General features: G+C 65.5%; 15 protein-coding genes. 8 read left to right on the forward strand and 7 right to left on the reverse strand.

Translation table 11 applies throughout. The features are described 5' to 3' along the window. Positions 1-16 precede the first annotated feature (16 nt). On the forward strand, positions 17-922 hold the full coding sequence (locus M4578_RS17055; protein ID WP_258094501.1) for a ParB/RepB/Spo0J family partition protein: 906 nt from the start codon (positions 17-19) through the stop codon (positions 920-922). Between the two features lie 60 nt (positions 923-982). Here M4578_RS17055 and hemW read toward each other — a convergent pair whose 3' ends face one another. From hemW to rph, 3 genes are read right to left on the reverse strand one after another with little or no spacing between them, the layout of a single operon-like run. Further along, on the reverse strand, positions 983-2140 hold the full coding sequence (hemW, locus tag M4578_RS17060; protein ID WP_258094502.1) for a radical SAM family heme chaperone HemW: 1158 nt from the start codon (positions 2138-2140) through the stop codon (positions 983-985). Beyond that, entirely contained in the window at positions 2133-2744 is a 612-nt protein-coding gene (rdgB, locus tag M4578_RS17065) for an RdgB/HAM1 family non-canonical purine NTP pyrophosphatase (protein WP_258094503.1), read from the reverse strand. The genes hemW and rdgB overlap by 8 nt, the downstream gene beginning before the upstream one ends. Next, positions 2741-3454, reverse strand: a complete 714-nt coding sequence (rph, locus tag M4578_RS17070; protein ID WP_258094504.1) for a ribonuclease PH — start codon at positions 3452-3454, stop codon at positions 2741-2743. The genes rdgB and rph overlap by 4 nt, the downstream gene beginning before the upstream one ends. Positions 3455-3567: 113 nt before the next feature. Here rph and hrcA point away from each other — a divergent pair, with 113 nt between their 5' ends. Continuing rightward, the gene (hrcA, locus tag M4578_RS17075) at positions 3568-4638 is read left to right on the forward strand and encodes a heat-inducible transcriptional repressor HrcA (RefSeq protein WP_258094505.1); all 1071 of its coding nucleotides are present in this window, start codon (positions 3568-3570) and stop codon (positions 4636-4638) included. A 9-nt stretch (positions 4639-4647) separates the two neighbouring features. Next, positions 4648-5205, forward strand: coding sequence for a nucleotide exchange factor GrpE (locus tag M4578_RS17080; protein WP_258094506.1), 558 nt, complete (start codon positions 4648-4650; stop codon positions 5203-5205). 81 nt (positions 5206-5286) lie between these two features. Here the strand turns inward: M4578_RS17080 and mutS are convergent, their stop codons facing one another. Beyond that, positions 5287-7935, reverse strand: a complete 2649-nt coding sequence (gene mutS, locus M4578_RS17085) for a DNA mismatch repair protein MutS (RefSeq protein WP_258094507.1) — start codon at positions 7933-7935, stop codon at positions 5287-5289. Between the two features lie 133 nt (positions 7936-8068). Here mutS and M4578_RS17090 point away from each other — a divergent pair, with 133 nt between their 5' ends. Both M4578_RS17090 and M4578_RS17095 read left to right on the forward strand, forming a co-directional pair. Next, on the forward strand, positions 8069-10324 hold the full coding sequence (locus M4578_RS17090; RefSeq protein ID WP_258094508.1) for an NADP-dependent malic enzyme: 2256 nt from the start codon (positions 8069-8071) through the stop codon (positions 10322-10324). 73 nt (positions 10325-10397) lie between these two features. Beyond that, positions 10398-11276 (forward strand): ribokinase, encoded by an 879-nt coding sequence (locus M4578_RS17095; RefSeq protein ID WP_258094509.1) that lies wholly within the window; start codon positions 10398-10400, stop codon positions 11274-11276. Positions 11277-11279: 3 nt separating this feature from the next. Here the strand turns inward: M4578_RS17095 and msrA are convergent, their stop codons facing one another. Next, positions 11280-11927 (reverse strand): peptide-methionine (S)-S-oxide reductase MsrA, encoded by a 648-nt coding sequence (gene msrA / locus M4578_RS17100; RefSeq protein ID WP_258094510.1) that lies wholly within the window; start codon positions 11925-11927, stop codon positions 11280-11282. A 132-nt stretch (positions 11928-12059) separates the two neighbouring features. Between msrA and M4578_RS17105 the strand changes: the two genes are divergently transcribed. The 3 genes from M4578_RS17105 (at position 12060) to M4578_RS17115 (ending at position 14188) form a co-directional block, all read left to right on the forward strand. After that, complete coding sequence (locus M4578_RS17105; RefSeq protein WP_258094511.1) at positions 12060-12956, forward strand: D-amino acid aminotransferase; 897 nt, start codon at positions 12060-12062, stop codon at positions 12954-12956. Further along, positions 12953-13669, forward strand: coding sequence for a sulfotransferase-like domain-containing protein (locus M4578_RS17110; protein ID WP_258094512.1), 717 nt, complete (start codon positions 12953-12955; stop codon positions 13667-13669). The genes M4578_RS17105 and M4578_RS17110 overlap by 4 nt, the downstream gene beginning before the upstream one ends. Positions 13670-13774: 105 nt before the next feature. Then, positions 13775-14188 carry an IS66 family transposase gene (locus M4578_RS17115; RefSeq protein WP_258094513.1) on the forward strand — a complete coding sequence of 138 codons (414 nt, stop codon included), beginning with the start codon at positions 13775-13777 and terminating at the stop codon, positions 14186-14188. 113 nt (positions 14189-14301) lie between these two features. Here the strand turns inward: M4578_RS17115 and M4578_RS17120 are convergent, their stop codons facing one another. Together M4578_RS17120 and M4578_RS17125 are read right to left on the reverse strand one after the other, a co-directional pair. Beyond that, positions 14302-14715 carry a DUF1810 domain-containing protein gene (locus M4578_RS17120; protein ID WP_258094514.1) on the reverse strand — a complete coding sequence of 138 codons (414 nt, stop codon included), beginning with the start codon at positions 14713-14715 and terminating at the stop codon, positions 14302-14304. Positions 14716-14881: 166 nt separating this feature from the next. After that, positions 14882-16102, reverse strand: a complete 1221-nt coding sequence (locus M4578_RS17125; protein ID WP_258094515.1) for an argininosuccinate synthase — start codon at positions 16100-16102, stop codon at positions 14882-14884. Positions 16103-16196: the final 94 nt, after the last annotated feature.

The raw sequence follows: 16196 nt of genomic DNA on the forward strand, positions 1-16196 counted from the left end.
ACAAGAAAGAGCAGATATGGCTGATAAGAAGGAAACCCGCCGAGGATTGGGCCGTGGCCTTTCCGCGCTGATGTCGGATGTGGATATGCGCCCGGCGCCGGAAAGCGACGAGGCCGCTCCGAAAACGCCCGACCGCCTGGTCCCGATCGAGAAGCTGGCGCCGAACAAGGATCAGCCGCGCCGGAGCTTTACCCCTGAGCAGCTTCAGGAGCTTTCGGATTCGATCCGCGCCAAGGGGATCCTTCAGCCGATCATCGTGCGGCCGGCGCCGGGCGGCGAGGGTCAGTTCGAGATCGTGGCGGGCGAACGGCGCTGGCGTGCGGCGCAGATGGCGCAGCTCCACGAAGTGCCGGTGCTGGTGCGCGATCTAGACGATCAGGAAATGCTCGAAATCGCGATCATCGAGAACATCCAGCGCGCGGATCTGAACGCCATCGAAGAGGCGGCGGGCTACCGGCAACTCATGTATCGCTTCGGGCATACGCAGGAAAAGATCGCCGAGGCGCTTGGCAAAAGCCGCAGCCATATCGCCAACCTCCTGCGGCTCCTCAACCTGCCGGAGCCGGTTCAGGAACATGTGCGCGCCGGCGATCTGAGCGCCGGCCACGCGCGGACGCTAGTGACTGCTCGGGATCCCGAGCGCATGGCGGAAGAGATTATTCGCAAAAAGCTCTCGGTGCGGCAGGCCGAAGCGCTGCTGCGCGCCGAGACGCAGCCGCCTCAGCGCAAGACGCCGGCGGCCTCCTTCGTGATGGAGAAAGACGCGGATACCAAGGCGCTCGAAGGCGATCTCTCCGCCGCGCTTGGCATGAAGGTCACGGTGTCGCACAAGCCGGGCGCGGAATCCGGCACGCTCAGCATCTCCTACGGGTCCTTCGAGGAACTGGATTCGCTCTGCATGATCCTGAGCGCGGCGCGTTGAGCGCCACCCGCTGATCATCTGTCCGCGCCGGGGGTCTTCCACGGCGCGGACAGTCCGAGCTTACTCGGACAAAAGGTCCGCAAGCAGCGCGTTCAGCACCATGCGCCCCTGCAAGGTCGCGCCAAAGCGCTCACCCGTCGTCCAGATCAATCCCATCTCACGCAACCGCTCCAGCGGCAGACGGGCCGCTCGCTCACCGCCGATCTGCGCCGCCCGCTCCAGGTCGAGCCCTTCCGACAGCCGAAGCCCCATCATCACATATTCGGTCCAGATGTCTTCGGGCGACAGCGTCTCGGCGCTTTCCTCGCCCGAGCCCTGTTCCACCGCGCTCAGCCAGGCGCCGGGCTGGCGATAGGCCACCGTCGCGGCTCGTTGGCCGTTTCGCGTCAGACGCCCATGGGCGCCGGGTCCGATCCCGACGTAATCGCCGCCGCGCCAATAGACCAGATTGTGCCGCGACATGGCGCCGGGCGCGGCATGGTTCGATACTTCATAGGCCGAAAACCCGGCGGACTCGCAAATCTCCTGGGTGGCAAGATAGAGATCCGCGGCGAGATCCTCATCGGGCAGATCCCGCAGCTTCCCGGCCTGCGCCCGGTCCCAGAAGGCGGTGCCTTCCTCCACAGTGAGTTGATAAAGCGACAGGTGATCGCCCGCCAGCGCGAGCGCCTCGCGCAGCTCCTCTTCCCAATCCTTCAGGCTCTGGTTCTGTCGGGCATAGATGAGGTCGAAGGTCACCCGGTCAAAGACCGATTTGGCGATGTCGAGCGCGGCCAGTGCCTCGCGCACATCGTGCAGACGCCCCAGCCGCCGCAGATCCGGCGCCCGCAACGCCTGCACCCCGAGAGAGACCCGGTTGACGCCGGCCAGCGCAAAGCCCTCGAATTTCCGCGCTTCGACCGAACGGGGATTGGCCTCGAGCGTGATCTCGATGTCATTGGCCCAGGCCCAGTGATCCCGCGCGGCACGCAGGACGGCGCCAACGGTTTCGGGCAGCATCAGAGAGGGCGTGCCGCCGCCGAAATAGATCGAGTTCAGAACGCGGCCCGAGGTGATTTCGCCATAGCGGGCGAGATCGCGAACCAGCGCCTCCGCCCAGCGGGTCTGATCGACCTGCGCCACCACATGGCTGTTGAAGTCGCAATAGGGGCATTTGGCCTCGCAAAACGGCCAGTGCACATAAAGCGCAAAGCCCCCGTCGCGCCAGGTCTCAGCCAAAACAGCCCGTCACGAATTTTGCGAAGGCATCGGCGCGGTGGCTGATGCGGTTCTTTTCCCAGCGATCCATCTCGCCGAAAGTGATGTCATATCCCTGCGGCTGGAACACCGGGTCGTAGCCATGCCCCTGATCGCCCCGCATCGGCCAGACGACGCGGCCTTCCATCACGCCGGGGAACACCTCGTCATGCCCGTCCGGCCAGGCCAGAACCAGGGTGCAGCAGAAGCGCGCGGTCCAGGGTTCCGGCTGGCCCGAGGCCAGCAGCTCGCGATGCGCCCGCTCCATGGCCATGACAAAGTCGCGACCCGTCTCTGTTTCGGCCCAATCCGCGGTATAAACCCCCGGCGCACCGCCCAGAGCGTCGATCTCGATGCCGCTGTCATCCGACAGGGCCGGCAGCCCTGTCGCCTGCGCGGCGGCATGTGCCTTGATCCGCGCGTTCTCGACAAAGGTCGTGCCGGTTTCTTCCGGTTCCGGCAGCCCCATCTCGGCGGCGCCGACCACCGCGACATCGAAAGGTTTCAGCAGATCGGCGATCTCGACCAGCTTGCCGGCGTTATGGGTGGCCACCAACAGGCGGTCACCCTCGAAGCGCCGGCTCATGCCACCGCCGCTTTCTGCGCTGCCACAAGCTGCGCGACCCCGGCCTCGGCCAGATCCATGAGCTCGGCCATCTGCGCCCGGGAGAAGACAGCGCCTTCCGCCGACATCTGCACCTCGATGAGCTGGCCGTCGCCGCGCAGGATGAAATTCCCGTCCACACCGGCCTCGCTGTCCTCGGGATAGTCTAGATCCAGCACCGGCTGGCCCGCATAGATCCCGCAGCTCACCGCCGCCACCGGCGAGATCAGCGGATCGGTGATCACGTCGCCAGCCTTCATCAGCTTGTTCACCGCCAGTTTCAGCGCCACCCAGCCGCCGGTGATCGAGGCGCAGCGCGTGCCGCCATCCGCCTGGATCACATCGCAATCCACGGTGATCTGGCGTTCCCCCAGCGCCACCCGGTCGACCCCGGCGCGCAGGCTCCGTCCGATCAGCCGCTGGATCTCCACGGTCCGGCCGCCCTGTTTGCCGCTTGCCGCCTCGCGCCGCATGCGCGACCCGGTCGAGCGCGGCAGCATGCCGTATTCCGCCGTGACCCAGCCCAGGCCCGAGCCCTTGATGAAGGGCGGAACGCGCTCTTCGATCGAGGCGGTGCAGATCACATGCGTGTCGCCCATCTTGATCAGGCACGAGCCCTCCGCATGTTTTGTCACACCCGTTTCGATTGAAACGGTCCGCATTTCGCTTAAATCTCGTCCTGACGGTCTCATCGGCGCCCCTTTCTCGGTTGCGACCGGGATACTGATGCCTCGCGATCCCCGCAACCCCGATTGACGGCGCGCAACAGGCGCCTTTAATGACCGCAGGACGCGGAGAGAAAAGGATGAAAGAGGGTACACATCTCCTCGAAGAATTGAACGATCGTTCACGCGAAGTCTTCCGCAGGGTCGTCGAGAGCTATCTCGAATTCGGCGAGCCCGTGGGATCGCGCACGCTCACCCGCGCGCTCAGCGAAAAGGTCTCTGCCGCGACGATCCGCAATGTGATGCAGGATCTGGAATTCCTCGGGCTGCTCGACAGCCCTCATGTCAGCGCCGGGCGCATCCCGACGCAGATGGGCCTGCGGATGTTTGTCGATGGTCTGCTCGAGGTCCGCGATCTCGACCACACCGATCGCGAAAAGCTCGACGCGACGCTGGGGCCGGGTGGCAGCGGAGACGATGTCTCGGGAGTGCTCGACCGGGTGGGCGCGGCGCTGTCCGGGGTCACCCGGGGGGCCTCGCTGGTGCTGACCCCGAAACAGGAAGCGCCGATCAAGCATATCGAATTTGTCAGCCTCGGCCATGACCGGGCGCTGGTGGTGCTCGTCTTCGCCGACGGCCATGTGGAAAACCGCCTGTTCACGCCACCGCCGGGGCAGACCCCCAGCTCGATGCGCGAGGCGGCGAATTTTCTCAACGCGCTGATCGAGGGCAAAACCCTGGCCGAACTGCGCCGCGTGATGGCCGACGAGATTATCCGCCGCCGTCAGGAGATCGACAGCCTGGCGGCCGATCTCATCGAGGCGGGCATCGCCACCTGGGAGGGCGATGCGGATACCTCGGCGCGGCTGATCGTGCGCGGCCGGGCGAATCTTCTGGGAGGCGAGGCGGAAAGCGACGAGCTGGATCGTATCCGCAGCCTGTTCGACGATCTGGAGCGCAAGCGCGACATTGCCGAGTTTCTCGAACTGGCCGAGAGCGGCGATGGTGTGCGCATTTTTATCGGCTCCGAGAACAAACTTTTCTCACTTTCGGGTTCCTCTCTGGTGGTCTCTCCCTATATGAACGCGGATCGTAAGATCATCGGCGCGGTGGGCGTCATCGGACCCACGCGCCTCAACTATGGCCGGATCGTTCCCATTGTGGATTATACGGCGCAGCTGGTCGGCAGGCTGATTGCCGAGCGGAGCTAGAGGTGAAGAATGGCAGACCCGAAGAACGACGAGTTTCTCGATGACATCGAAGCCGCCGAGGCCGAAGCCTACGCAGAGGATGCGGAAGAGCTCGACCCCGAAGCGATCGAGCTGGATGCGCTGCGCGCCGAACGCGACGAGCTGAAGGACCGCTTCATGCGCGCGCTGGCCGATGCGGAGAATGCCCGCAAGCGCGCCGACAAGGACCGCCGCGAAGCACAGCAATATGGCGGCTCGCGGCTCGCCCGCGATCTGCTGCCGGTCTACGACAACTTGCAGCGGGCGCTGAACGCGGCACGCGACGAAAACGCCGCCGCGGCGCTGATCGAGGGGATCGAGCTGACCCTGCGCGAGCTGCTGAACGTGTTCTCGAAACACGGCATGACCGCGATCAAGCCCGAGGTCGGCGACAAGTTCGACCCGCAGCAGCATGAGGCGATGTTCGAGGCGCCGCTGCCGGGGACCAAGGCGGGCGAGATCATCCAGGTCTCTGCCGAGGGTTTCATGCTTTACGACCGGCTGCTGCGTCCGGCGCAGGTCGGCGTGAGCTCGATGCCCGCAAGCTGAGGCGCGGGCGGCCAAGGCCGGATTTGCGTATTTGGCAAAGAGAAGAAGATGCAGAGCGGCGCCCGGGTTCGGGGGCCGCTTTTATGTTTCGGTGAGCAGGGTTTTGAGCTCGTAAAGCGCCTGGAGGGCGTCGCGCGGGGTCATTTCGTCGGGAAGGAGGGCGTCTAGCCGTTCCTCCACGGGGGAGGGCCCGCTGGCTTTGGCCACGGGTTGCGGCGCGGGCTGGGCGGCGGCGGAGAAGAGCGGCAGATCGTCGATCAGCGCTTTGGGGGACGTGCGCTCGCGTTCGCCTTTCTCCAGCGCGTCGAGCACGGTACGGGCGCGGGCGATCACCGCTTTCGGCAGACCCGCGAGCTGGGCCACCTGCACGCCATAGGAACGATCGGCGGCGCCGTCGCGCACTTCGTGCAGGAAGATCACCTCGCCGTCCCATTCCTTGACCGCCACGGTGGCGTTGGTCACGCCGCCGAGCTTGCCCGCCAGTGCGGTGAGCTCGTGGTAATGGGTGGCGAAGAGGCCGCGCACGCGGTTGACGCCGTGCAGGTGTTCCAGCGTGGCCCAGGCGATGGAGAGCCCGTCATAGGTGGCGGTGCCGCGCCCGATCTCGTCGAGGATGACCAGCGCGCGGTCGTCGGCCTGGTTGAGAATGGCGGCGGTTTCCACCATTTCGACCATGAAGGTGGAGCGGCCCCGCGCCAGATCGTCGGAGGCGCCGACGCGGCTGAAGATCTGGCTGACCAGCCCGATATGGGCGCGCCGCGCGGGCACGTAGGAGCCCATCTGCGCCAGAAGGGCGATGAGCGCGTTCTGCCGCAGATAGGTCGATTTACCGGCCATGTTCGGCCCGGTGAGCAGGGTGATGGCGGCGCTCTCGCCTTCGGTGGTCAGCCCGCAATCATTGGCAATGAAGGGGCCGGACCCTTGGGCCTGGAGCGCGCGCTCGACCACCGGGTGGCGCCCGCCCTCGATGGCAAAGGCGCGGCTGTCGTCCACCTGCGGGCGGCACCAGTCCTGCGCCTTTGCCAGATCGCCCAGCCCCAGTGCCAGATCGAATTCCGACAGCGCGAGGCCTGTTTCCGACAGTGTGGCGGCGTGGTCGAGAATGGCGCCCCTCAGGCTGGCATAGAGCCGTTTTTCGATCTCCAGCGCCTCGTTGCCCGCGTTCAGGATGCGGGTTTCCAGTTCGGTCAGCTCTACGGTGGTGAACCGCACCTGATTGGCGGTGGTCTGGCGGTGGATGAAGACCTCGTTCAGCGGCGCGGACATCATCTTTTCCGCGTGGGTCGCGGTGGTTTCGATGAAATAGCCCAGCACGTTGTTGTGCTTGATCTTCAGCGAGGAGACGCCCGCGCGTTCGGCATATTGCGCCTGCATCCGGGCGATGACGCCCCGGCCCTCGTCGCGCAGGGTGCGCGCCTCATCCAGCGCGGTATCGTAGCCGGGCGCGATGAAGCCGCCGTCGCGGGTAAGCAGCGGCGGTTCGGCCACCAGCGCGGCGTCGAGCAAGGCGAGCAGCGCGTCATGTCCGCGCAGGGCGGTGCGCGCCTGGGTCAGAAGTTCGGGCAGGGGGACCTCGTCGAGCGCCTGCGCGATCTCCTCGGCCTGCTCCAGCGCGTTGCGCACGGCGGCCAGATCGCGCGGACCGCCCCGGTCGAGCCCGAGCCGCGACAGCGCCCGGTCGAGATCGGGCACCTTGCGCAGCTTGTCGCGCAGTGCCGGACCCTGGCCGCTCTCGATGGCCCAGTCCAGCGCGTCCAGGCGCTGCGAGATGGCGCCCAGCTCGCGCGATGGGGAGGAGAGCCGCCGTTCCAGCAAGCGGGCACCGCCGGGCGTCACCGTCCGGTCGATCACCGAAAGCAGCGAGCCCTGCCGGCCGCCGTTCATCGACTGGGTCAGTTCCAGATTGCGTCTTGTGGCCGCGTCGATTTGCAGCAGCCTAGAGATCGCGTCGCGCTGCGGGGCGCGCAGCAGCGGCAGCCGGCCTTTCTGGGTGATGTCGAGGTAGTCGACCAGCGCGCCCATTGCCGCCAGTTCGGCGCGCGAGAACGTCCCGAAGCCGGAAAGCGTCTGCACGCCGTAAAGCGCGCAGAGCCTTGCCTCGGCGCCGCTGGAATCGAAGGAGGCGCGGCCCAGCGGGGTGGGGTCGATGCCGAGATCGCCCAGCACCGCGCGCAGCTCTTCCGCGACCGTGTCAGAGGTCAGCAGTTCCGAGGGGGAGAGCCGCGCCAGTTCGGCGCCGATGCGGGCCTGGCCCAGCGGCATCACATGAAACGCGCCGGTGGAAATATCCGCCCAGGCCAGCGCCCATTCGTCCCGAACCTTGCCCAAAGCCGCCAGATAATTGTGCCGCCGCGCTTCGAGCAAGGTATCCTCGATCAGCGTGCCGGGGGTCACCAGCCGCACCACCCCGCGCTTCACCACGGATTTGGCGCCGCGCTTTTTCGCCTCCGCCGGGCTTTCCAGCTGTTCGCCGACCGCCACGCGGAACCCCTTGCGGATCAGCGTCAGCAGATAGCCTTCGGCCGCGTGCACCGGCACGCCGCACATGGGAATATCCTCGCCCGCGTGTTTGCCGCGCTTGGTGAGCGCGATGTCCAAAGCCTCGGAAGCCGCCGCCGCGTCGTCGAAGAACAGCTCGTAGAAATCGCCCATCCGGTAGAACAGCAGCGCGTCGGGATGGTCTGCCTTGATCTCCAGATATTGCGCCATCATCGGCGTGACTGCCGTCATGCTTTCCCCCGAATGCCCGTTCCGCTTTGGCATATCAAAGCCGGTGCGGGGGGTGAAAGGCGAAAACCGCGCTGTTGAGCCGGGCTTTCCGCTGCGCTAAGAGCAATTTCGCCGAAGCGGAGGAGTGTTGCGCATGGCCAAGATCAAAATCACCCGTGAAGAGGCGCTGGCCTATCATCACGAACCCTCGCCCGGCAAATGGGAGGTGCAGGCCACCGTCCCCATGACCACCCAACGCGATCTGTCGCTGGCCTATTCGCCCGGCGTTGCCATTCCCTGCGAGGCGATCGCGGAAAACCCCGAGCTGGCCTATGATTATACCAACAAGGGCAACCTGGTTGCGGTGATCTCGAACGGCACCGCCGTGCTGGGGCTCGGCAATCTCGGCGCGCTGGGCGGCAAGCCGGTGATGGAGGGCAAATCGGTGCTCTTCAAGCGCTTTGCCGATGTGAACTCCATCGACATCGAGCTCGACACCGAGGACCCCGACGAATTCATCAATGCCGTGCGGCTGATGGGTCCGACCTTCGGCGGCATCAACCTCGAAGACATCAAGGCGCCGGAGTGTTTCATCATTGAGCAGCGGCTCAAGGAAGAGATGGATATTCCGGTCTTCCACGACGATCAGCACGGCACGGCGGTGATCTGCGCGGCGGGGCTGATCAATGCGCTGCATCTGTCGGGCAAGAAGATCGAGGAGTGCAAGATCGTGCTGAACGGCGCGGGGGCGGCGGGGATCGCCTGTCTCGAACTGGTCAAGACCATGGGCGCGCGGCACGACAACTGCATCATGTGCGACACCAAGGGAGTGATCTACCAGGGCCGCACCGAGGGCATGAACCAGTGGAAATCGGCCCACGCCGCGGTGACCGAGCTGCGTACGCTGGAAGAGGCGATGGTGGGGGCGGATGTCTTCCTCGGCGTTTCGGCCAAGGGCGCGGTCACGCAGGAGATGGTGGCGAGCATGGCCGAGAACCCGGTCATCTTCGCCATGGCGAACCCCGATCCCGAAATCACCCCGGAAGAGGCGCATGCGGTGCGCCCCGACGCGATCCTCGCCACCGGGCGCTCGGACTACCCCAACCAGGTGAACAACGTTCTGGGCTTTCCCTACCTGTTCCGGGGGGCGCTGGATATTCACGCCCGTGCGATCAACGACGAGATGAAAATCGCCTGCGCCCATGCGCTGGCCGAGATCGCCCGCGAGGATGTGCCGGACGAGGTGGGGCTTGCCTATGGTAAGCAGCTCAGCTTCGGGCGCGATTACATCATCCCGACGCCCTTCGATCCGCGTCTGATCCACCGGATTCCGCCCGCCGTCGCCAAGGCGGGCATGGATACCGGCGCCGCACGGCGGCCGATCATCGACATGGAGGCCTATAAGGAAACGCTCAAGGGCCGGATGGACTCCACCGCGCCGATCCTGCGCAGCATCAACAACCGGGCGCGTCAGGCGCAGGCCCGTATCATCTTTGCCGAGGGCGACGACCCGCGCGTGCTGCGCGCCGCCGTCATGTATCAGCGCAACGGGCTGGGCAAGGCGCTGGTGGTGGGCCGCGAGGACGATGTGCGCAAGAAGCTGGAAGAGAGCGGTCTTGGCGATGCGGTGCGCGAGCTGGAGGTGGTGAATGCCGCCAACACCCGGCATCTCGATGCCTACAAGAACTTCCTGTACCAGCGGCTCCAGCGCAAGGGCTACGACCGTCAGGATATTCACCGGCTCGCGGCGCGCGACCGGCATGTGTTTTCCTCGCTGATGCTGGCGCATGGCCATGCGGATGGTCTGATCACCGGCGCGACCCGGAAATCGGCGCATGTGATGGAGCTGATCAACCACGTCTTCGATGCCGACGCGCATCACGGCGCGGTGGGGGTTACCGCGCTGCTGCATAACGGGCGGATCGTGCTGATCACCGACACGCTGGTGCATGAATGGCCGGAAGAAGAGGATCTGGCGACCATCGCCGAGCGTGCCGCCGATGTGGCGCGGCATCTGGGGCTGGAGCCGCGGGTGGCCTTCGTCTCCTTCTCGACCTTCGGTTACCCGGTCTCGGAGCGGGCGCTGAAGATGCATGTGGCGCCCGAGATCCTCGACAAGCGCGGGGTGGATTTCGAGTACGAAGGCGAGATGACCGTGGATGTGGCGCTGAACCCCAGGGCGCAGGAGGCCTATCCGTTCCAGCGCCTGACCGGGCCTGCGAATATTCTGGTGGTGCCGGCGCGGCACTCCGCCTCGATCTCGGTCAAGCTGATGCAGGAGATGGCGGGGGCGACGGTGATCGGGCCGATCCTCGCCGGTGTCGACAAGTCGATCCAGATCTGCTCGACCAATATGACCGCGAATGACATTCTGAACATGGCGGTGCTGGCGGCCTGCAAGGTGGGCTGACCGCAGCGCCTCTGGCCGGGGGCGGGACCGCCTCCGGCGGGCGTATTTGTCAAAGAGAAGAAGGGCAGGCGGGATGGCGATCTGGAATCTCGGCTCGATCAATGTCGACCTTGCCTATTCCCTGCCGCATCTGCCCGCGCCGGGCGAGACGCTGGCGGCGTCTTCGCTGATCCGGGGGCTGGGGGGCAAGGGGGCCAATATGTCGGTGGCCGCGGCGCGGGCGGCGGCGCGGGTCGTGCATCTCGGCGCGGTTGGCGCGGACGGGCGCTGGGCGGTGCGGCGGCTGATGGAATATGGCGTCGACACCCGCCATATCGCCGAGGTCGAGGAGCCGACGGGCCACGCGATCATCCTGCTGGACGCGCAGGGCGAGAATTCCATCGTCATTCACCACGGCGCCAACCATGCCATTCCCGAAGATCTGCTGGGCCGGGCGCTGTCGGAGGCGGAGACCGGCGATCTGCTGCTGATGCAGAACGAGACCCTGTTGCAGCCCGAAGCGGCGCGGATGGCGCGCGAGCTGGGGCTGCGGGTGGCCTATGCGGCGGCACCTTTCGAGGCGGAGGCGGCGCGCGCGGTCCTGGGGCTGAGCGATATTCTGGTGCTGAACGCCATCGAGATGGCGCAGCTTCAGGCCGCCTCGGGGCTGGATCTGGCCGGGATGGGGGTGGAGACCGTCATCGTCACCGAAGGGGCGCGGGGCGGGCGGCTGCATCTGGCGGCGAATGGCTGGCAGGCGGAGCGGTTCGAGACGCCGAAGGTCACGCCGGTGGATACGACCGGGGCGGGGGATACGTTCACCGGCTACCTGTTGGCAGGGCTCGACCGGGGCATGCCGCTGCGCCAGGCGGTGGATCTGGCGAGCCGGGCAGGGGCGCTGATGGTTACCCGCCACGGCACCGCCGATGTGATTCCTGATCTGAAAGAGGTGCAGGCGGCGCGCTTTGGCTGAGGCTCAGCCGCCCGCGAAGGGCGCGGCAGATCCCCAGAGCTGACGCACCCGCTGATCGCGGCCGCAGGCATCGCGATAGCGCTTATAGGCTTTCGACTGTTTGATCGGGCCGAAGCGGGTCAGCACGATATTGTCGCCCTTGTAATAATTCTGGTGATAGTCTTCGGCTTTCCAGAAGGTATCGGCCTGAAGGATCGGGGTGACGATCTTTTGCCCCAGCGCGGCCTGAGCCTCGGCCTTTGCGCTGTCGGCGGCGGCCTTTTCCGCCGGATCAGAGACGAAAATCGCGGTACGATAGCTGTCGCCCCGGTCGCAGAACTGCCCGCCCGCATCGGTCGGATCGACCGAGCGGAAGAACATCGCATAAAGCTGGTCGCGGCTCACGCGGGCGCTGTCATAGGTGATCTTGACCGCCTCGTAATGGCCGGTGCCGCCCCGGCTCACCTGCTTGTAGCCGGGGTTCTTGACCGAGCCGCCGGTATAGCCCGAGACAGCGGAGATCACGCCGGGCACTTTCTCGAAATCGGCCTCGACGCACCAGAAACAGCCACCGGCGACCACGATGTCGCGGCGCTCGCCCGCCTCGGCGCGGTGAGACTGAACGGCGAGACCGATGAGGATCAGAACGGATAGCAGGACACTACGGATCATGGGGCACCTCCCTTTTGTCTGAAGGCTGCGCCCGAGCGGCGCTTCGATCAATCCGCTGCAACGCGATGTCACCGCATGGTGAGCCCGCGTGACCCCTTCCGTTTCCCGTGAAACATTCCTAGCGTGCCGGTCATGGACAAGGTCACGACACATCAGGCGGCGGAAGACGCCCGCAACGAAGAGATCCTCATCTGGGTCAATGGCGCGCTGAAGCCCAAGGCGCAGGCGCTGGTTTCGGTCTATGATTCCGGCTTTATGCTGGGAGACGGGATCTGGGAGGGGCTGCGGCTCTATAACGGGCGCTGGTCTTTCCTCGGCGAGCATCTCGACCGGCTGTTCGAGGCGGCTCTGGCCATCGACCTCGACATCGGCATGCGCCGCGAAGAGCTCATTTCCGCCATAACAGAGACGCAAGAGGCCAATGGCATGGTCACCGACGCCCATTGTCGGCTGATGGTGACGCGGGGGGTGAAGACCCGGCCGTTCCAGCATCCGGGCCTTTCGGTGCAGGGGCCGACCGTGGTGATCCTGATGGAGCATTCGAAACCCTCGATCCCGCGCCCGATCCGGCTTGCCACCGTGCCGCATTTGCGCGGGCTGCCGATGACGCAGGATCCCAAGCTCAACTCGCATTCCAAGCTGAACTGCATCCTCGCCTGCATCGCCGCCGAAAAGGCGGGGGCGGACGAGGCGCTGATGCTGGATGTGCATGGGTTCGTGAACACCACCAACGCCTGTAACTTCTTCATCGTGCGCAAGGGCGCGGTTTGGACCTCGACCGGCGATTACTGCATGAACGGCATCACCCGGCAGAAGGTCATCGACCTTTGCCGCGCCAACGGTATCCCGGTTTACGAGCGCAATTATTCGCTGGTCGATACTTATGGTGCCGACGAGGCGTTCCTGACCGGCACCTTCGGTGCGCAGACCCCGGTGGGCGAGATCGACGGGCGCGTGATCGGCACGGGGGAGATGGGGCCGGTGACGCAGCGCCTGCGCGCGCTTTACAAGGAGCTGGTGACAGAATGAGGATCGCCATGTGGTCGGGGCCGCGGAATCTTTCCACCGCGATGATGTATGCCTTCGGCAACCGGGCGGATTTCCATGTGGTGGATGAACCGTTCTATGGCCCCTATCTGCGCAGGACCGGGTTGCCGCATCCGATGGCCGAAGAGATCAAGGCCAGCCGTCCCGAAAGCGCCGAGGCGGTGCAGGCGCAAATGCTGGGGCCGATCCCGGAGGGCAAGCCGCATGCCTATCACAAGCATATGTGCCAGCACATGATCGACGGCATGCCGCGCGATTTCATGGCGCACTGTGTGAATGTCTTCCTGCTGCGTCATCCCGCGCGGGTCGTGGCGAGTTTTTCCAAGGGCTATGAGAACCCCACCGCCGCCGACATCGGCTTTGCGGCGCAGGCGGAGCTTTACGATTACGTGCTGTCGCTGGGGCTGACGCCTTATGTGATCGACAGCGCCGATATTCGCCATGACCCGGAGGGCAAGCTGCGGGCGCTTTGCGCGGCGATCGGGCTGGAGTTCGATCCGGCGATGCTCTCCTGGCCTGCGGGCGGGCACGCTCAGGACGGGGTCTGGGCGCCGCACTGGTATGGCTCGGTGCATCGCTCGACCGGCTTTGCCGGGCCGGAGGGGGATCTGCCGGAGCTGAGCGGCGCGGCGGCGGATCTGGCAGGTGAAGCGATGCCGCATTACGAGAAGATGCGCGCCAGCACACTGATCTGAAAAGAAAACTTTTTTCTGAAACTCTTTTTCTCCGGCCTGCGTGTCTATGGGTGTCGCGGGTGGCAGGCTGCCGCCCGGTCGCTTTGAACCGACAGGAGAGACCTTATGAAGCGTTTTGTTTTTGCCGCCGCCGCCCTGACCCTCAGCGCGGGCACCGCCCTTGCCAACCAGCCCATGGGCCCGATGGTCGAGGCGATGGACCAGAGCGTCGCCAACGGCGTGGTGAGCGCCGCCAAGGTGATGGCGGACGAGAACGGCTGGCTGGTGGTGCACCGCACCGATTCCGCGATGAAGCCGGGCCCGGTGGTCGGATATGCGCCGCTGCGCGCGGGTGAGACCATGGATGTGGCCGCGATCCTGAGCGAAGCGGTCGCGCCGGGCGACATGCTCATGCTGATGGTGCATGGCGAAGCGGGCGGCATGCAGACCGGCGTCTTCGAATACACGCTGGGCGCCAAGGAAGACGGCCCGATCCGCGTCGACGGCAATCTCGTGATGACCACCATCACCGCGCAATAGGCTTTGCCCGGTAGCGAGTATCGCGTTTTGCGTAACGAGTTGCGGGGGCCGTCTTTCCAACCCTTACCGCGGCCCTCGCGCCGCCCCCGTGTCTCGCGCGGGGGCGGCATTTTTCATCGCAGCGCGTCCCGAGTGACGGGGCATCTTGCGCCGGAATAGAGACTGTTCAGAACCTGTGAGAAGACCGGCGCCGCACCGGGCACCGCCTCGAACAGCGTCATGCTGGATTTCACCTTGAGCGCATCCACGGGGCCGAGGATCTCGACCGGATCGGTGCCCGCGTGGGCGCGCAGAAGGCTCGCCACCTCCTCCAGACGGGGGCCGAGAACGGGGTGGCTCAGATAGGCGCTGGCCTCCTCCAGATCCGCGATGCCGAAATGCCGTGCCATGCCGGAGCGGCCGAGGATTTTCAGCTGCGGGAAAACGTACCAGATCCAGTGGGTCACCTTCCGCCCGTCGCGCAGCTCGGCCACGATCTGCGGCCAGTGCTGGTTCTGGGCGTCGAGGAAATCTTGAAGCTCTGCCATGCCGCTCTCCGGATTTTTGGGGCGCTGCCCCGTCCGCGCGTTGCGCGGACTCCCCGGGATATTTGGGGCCAATGGAAACACAGGAAAGCGCATGGCTCTTCCATTGGCAAAAAAATATCCCCGCCGGAGGCAAATCCGACGGGGATGCATTTGCAGGGCCTGAGGCTCAGCCCTTCAGCCGACGATCCCGTGCCGCCAGCAGCTTCAGCCGCAGCGCGTTGAGCTGGATGAAGCCCTGCGCGTCCTGCTGATCGTAGGCGCCGGCGTCGTCCTCGAAGGTCACATGCGCCTCGGAGTAAAGCGAATGCTCCGACCAGCGGGCGACGGTGCGGGCCGAGCCCTTGTAGAGCTTCAGACGCACGGTGCCGGTGACATGCTCCTGCGATTTGTCGATCAGCGCCTGGAGCATCTCGCGCTCGGGCGAGAACCAGAAGCCGTTGTAGATCAGCTCGGCATAGCGCGGCATGATCGAATCCTTGAGGTGGCCCGCGCCGCTGTCGAGCGTGATCTGCTCGATGCCGCGATGCGCCTCCAGCAGCACGGTGCCGCCGGGTGTCTCGTAGATGCCGCGCGACTTCATGCCGACAAAGCGGTTCTCGACGAGATCCAGCACCCCGATGCCGTGCTTGCCGCCCAGCTCGTTGAGCTTCGTCAGGATCGTTGCGGGCGACATCGCCTCGCCGTTGATCGCCACCGCGTCGCCTTTTTCAAAGCTCACCTCGATGAATTCGGGCTCGTTCGGCGCCTGTTCCACCGGCACGACGCGCTGGAGCACGTAGTCGGGGGCCTCTTCGGCGGGATTCTCCAGCACGCGGCCCTCGGAGGAGGTGTGCAGCAGGTTCGCATCGACCGAGAAGGGCGCCTCGCCGCGCTTGTTCTTGGCGATCGGGATCTGGTTCTTCTCGGCGAAGTCGATGAGCTTGGTGCGCGAGGTCAGATCCCAGAGCCGCCAGGGTGCGATCACCTTGATGTCGGGGTTGAGCGCATAGGCGGAGAGTTCGAACCGCACCTGGTCGTTGCCCTTGCCGGTCGCCCCGTGCGAGACCGCATCGGCGCCGGTTTCGGCGGCGATCTCGATCAGTCGTTTCGAGATCAGCGGACGGGCGATGGAGGTGCCGAGCAGATAGAGCCCTTCGTAAAGCGCGTTGGCGCGGAACATCGGGAAGACGAAGTCACGCACGAACTCCTCGCGCAGATCCTCGATATAGATCTCCTTCACACCCAGCATCTCGGCCTTCTTGCGGGCGGGTTCCAGCTCTTCCCCCTGGCCGAGATCGGCGGTGAAGGTCACCACCTCGCAGCCGTATTCGGTTTGCAGCCATTTCAGGATGATCGAGGTATCGAGGCCACCGGAATAGGCCAGGACGACTTTCTTGGGCGCGGACATCGGACATTTCCTCACGTGAAATCTGCGGGGCGGAGTATCGCCTTTTCCGCGCAGGGGCAAGGATCGCCCGTTGACCGCGGGGCGCTGTGTGCTA

Source organism: Salipiger pentaromativorans (assembly GCF_024721115.1).
In the GTDB taxonomy this organism is placed as follows: domain Bacteria; phylum Pseudomonadota; class Alphaproteobacteria; order Rhodobacterales; family Rhodobacteraceae; genus Salipiger; species Salipiger pentaromativorans.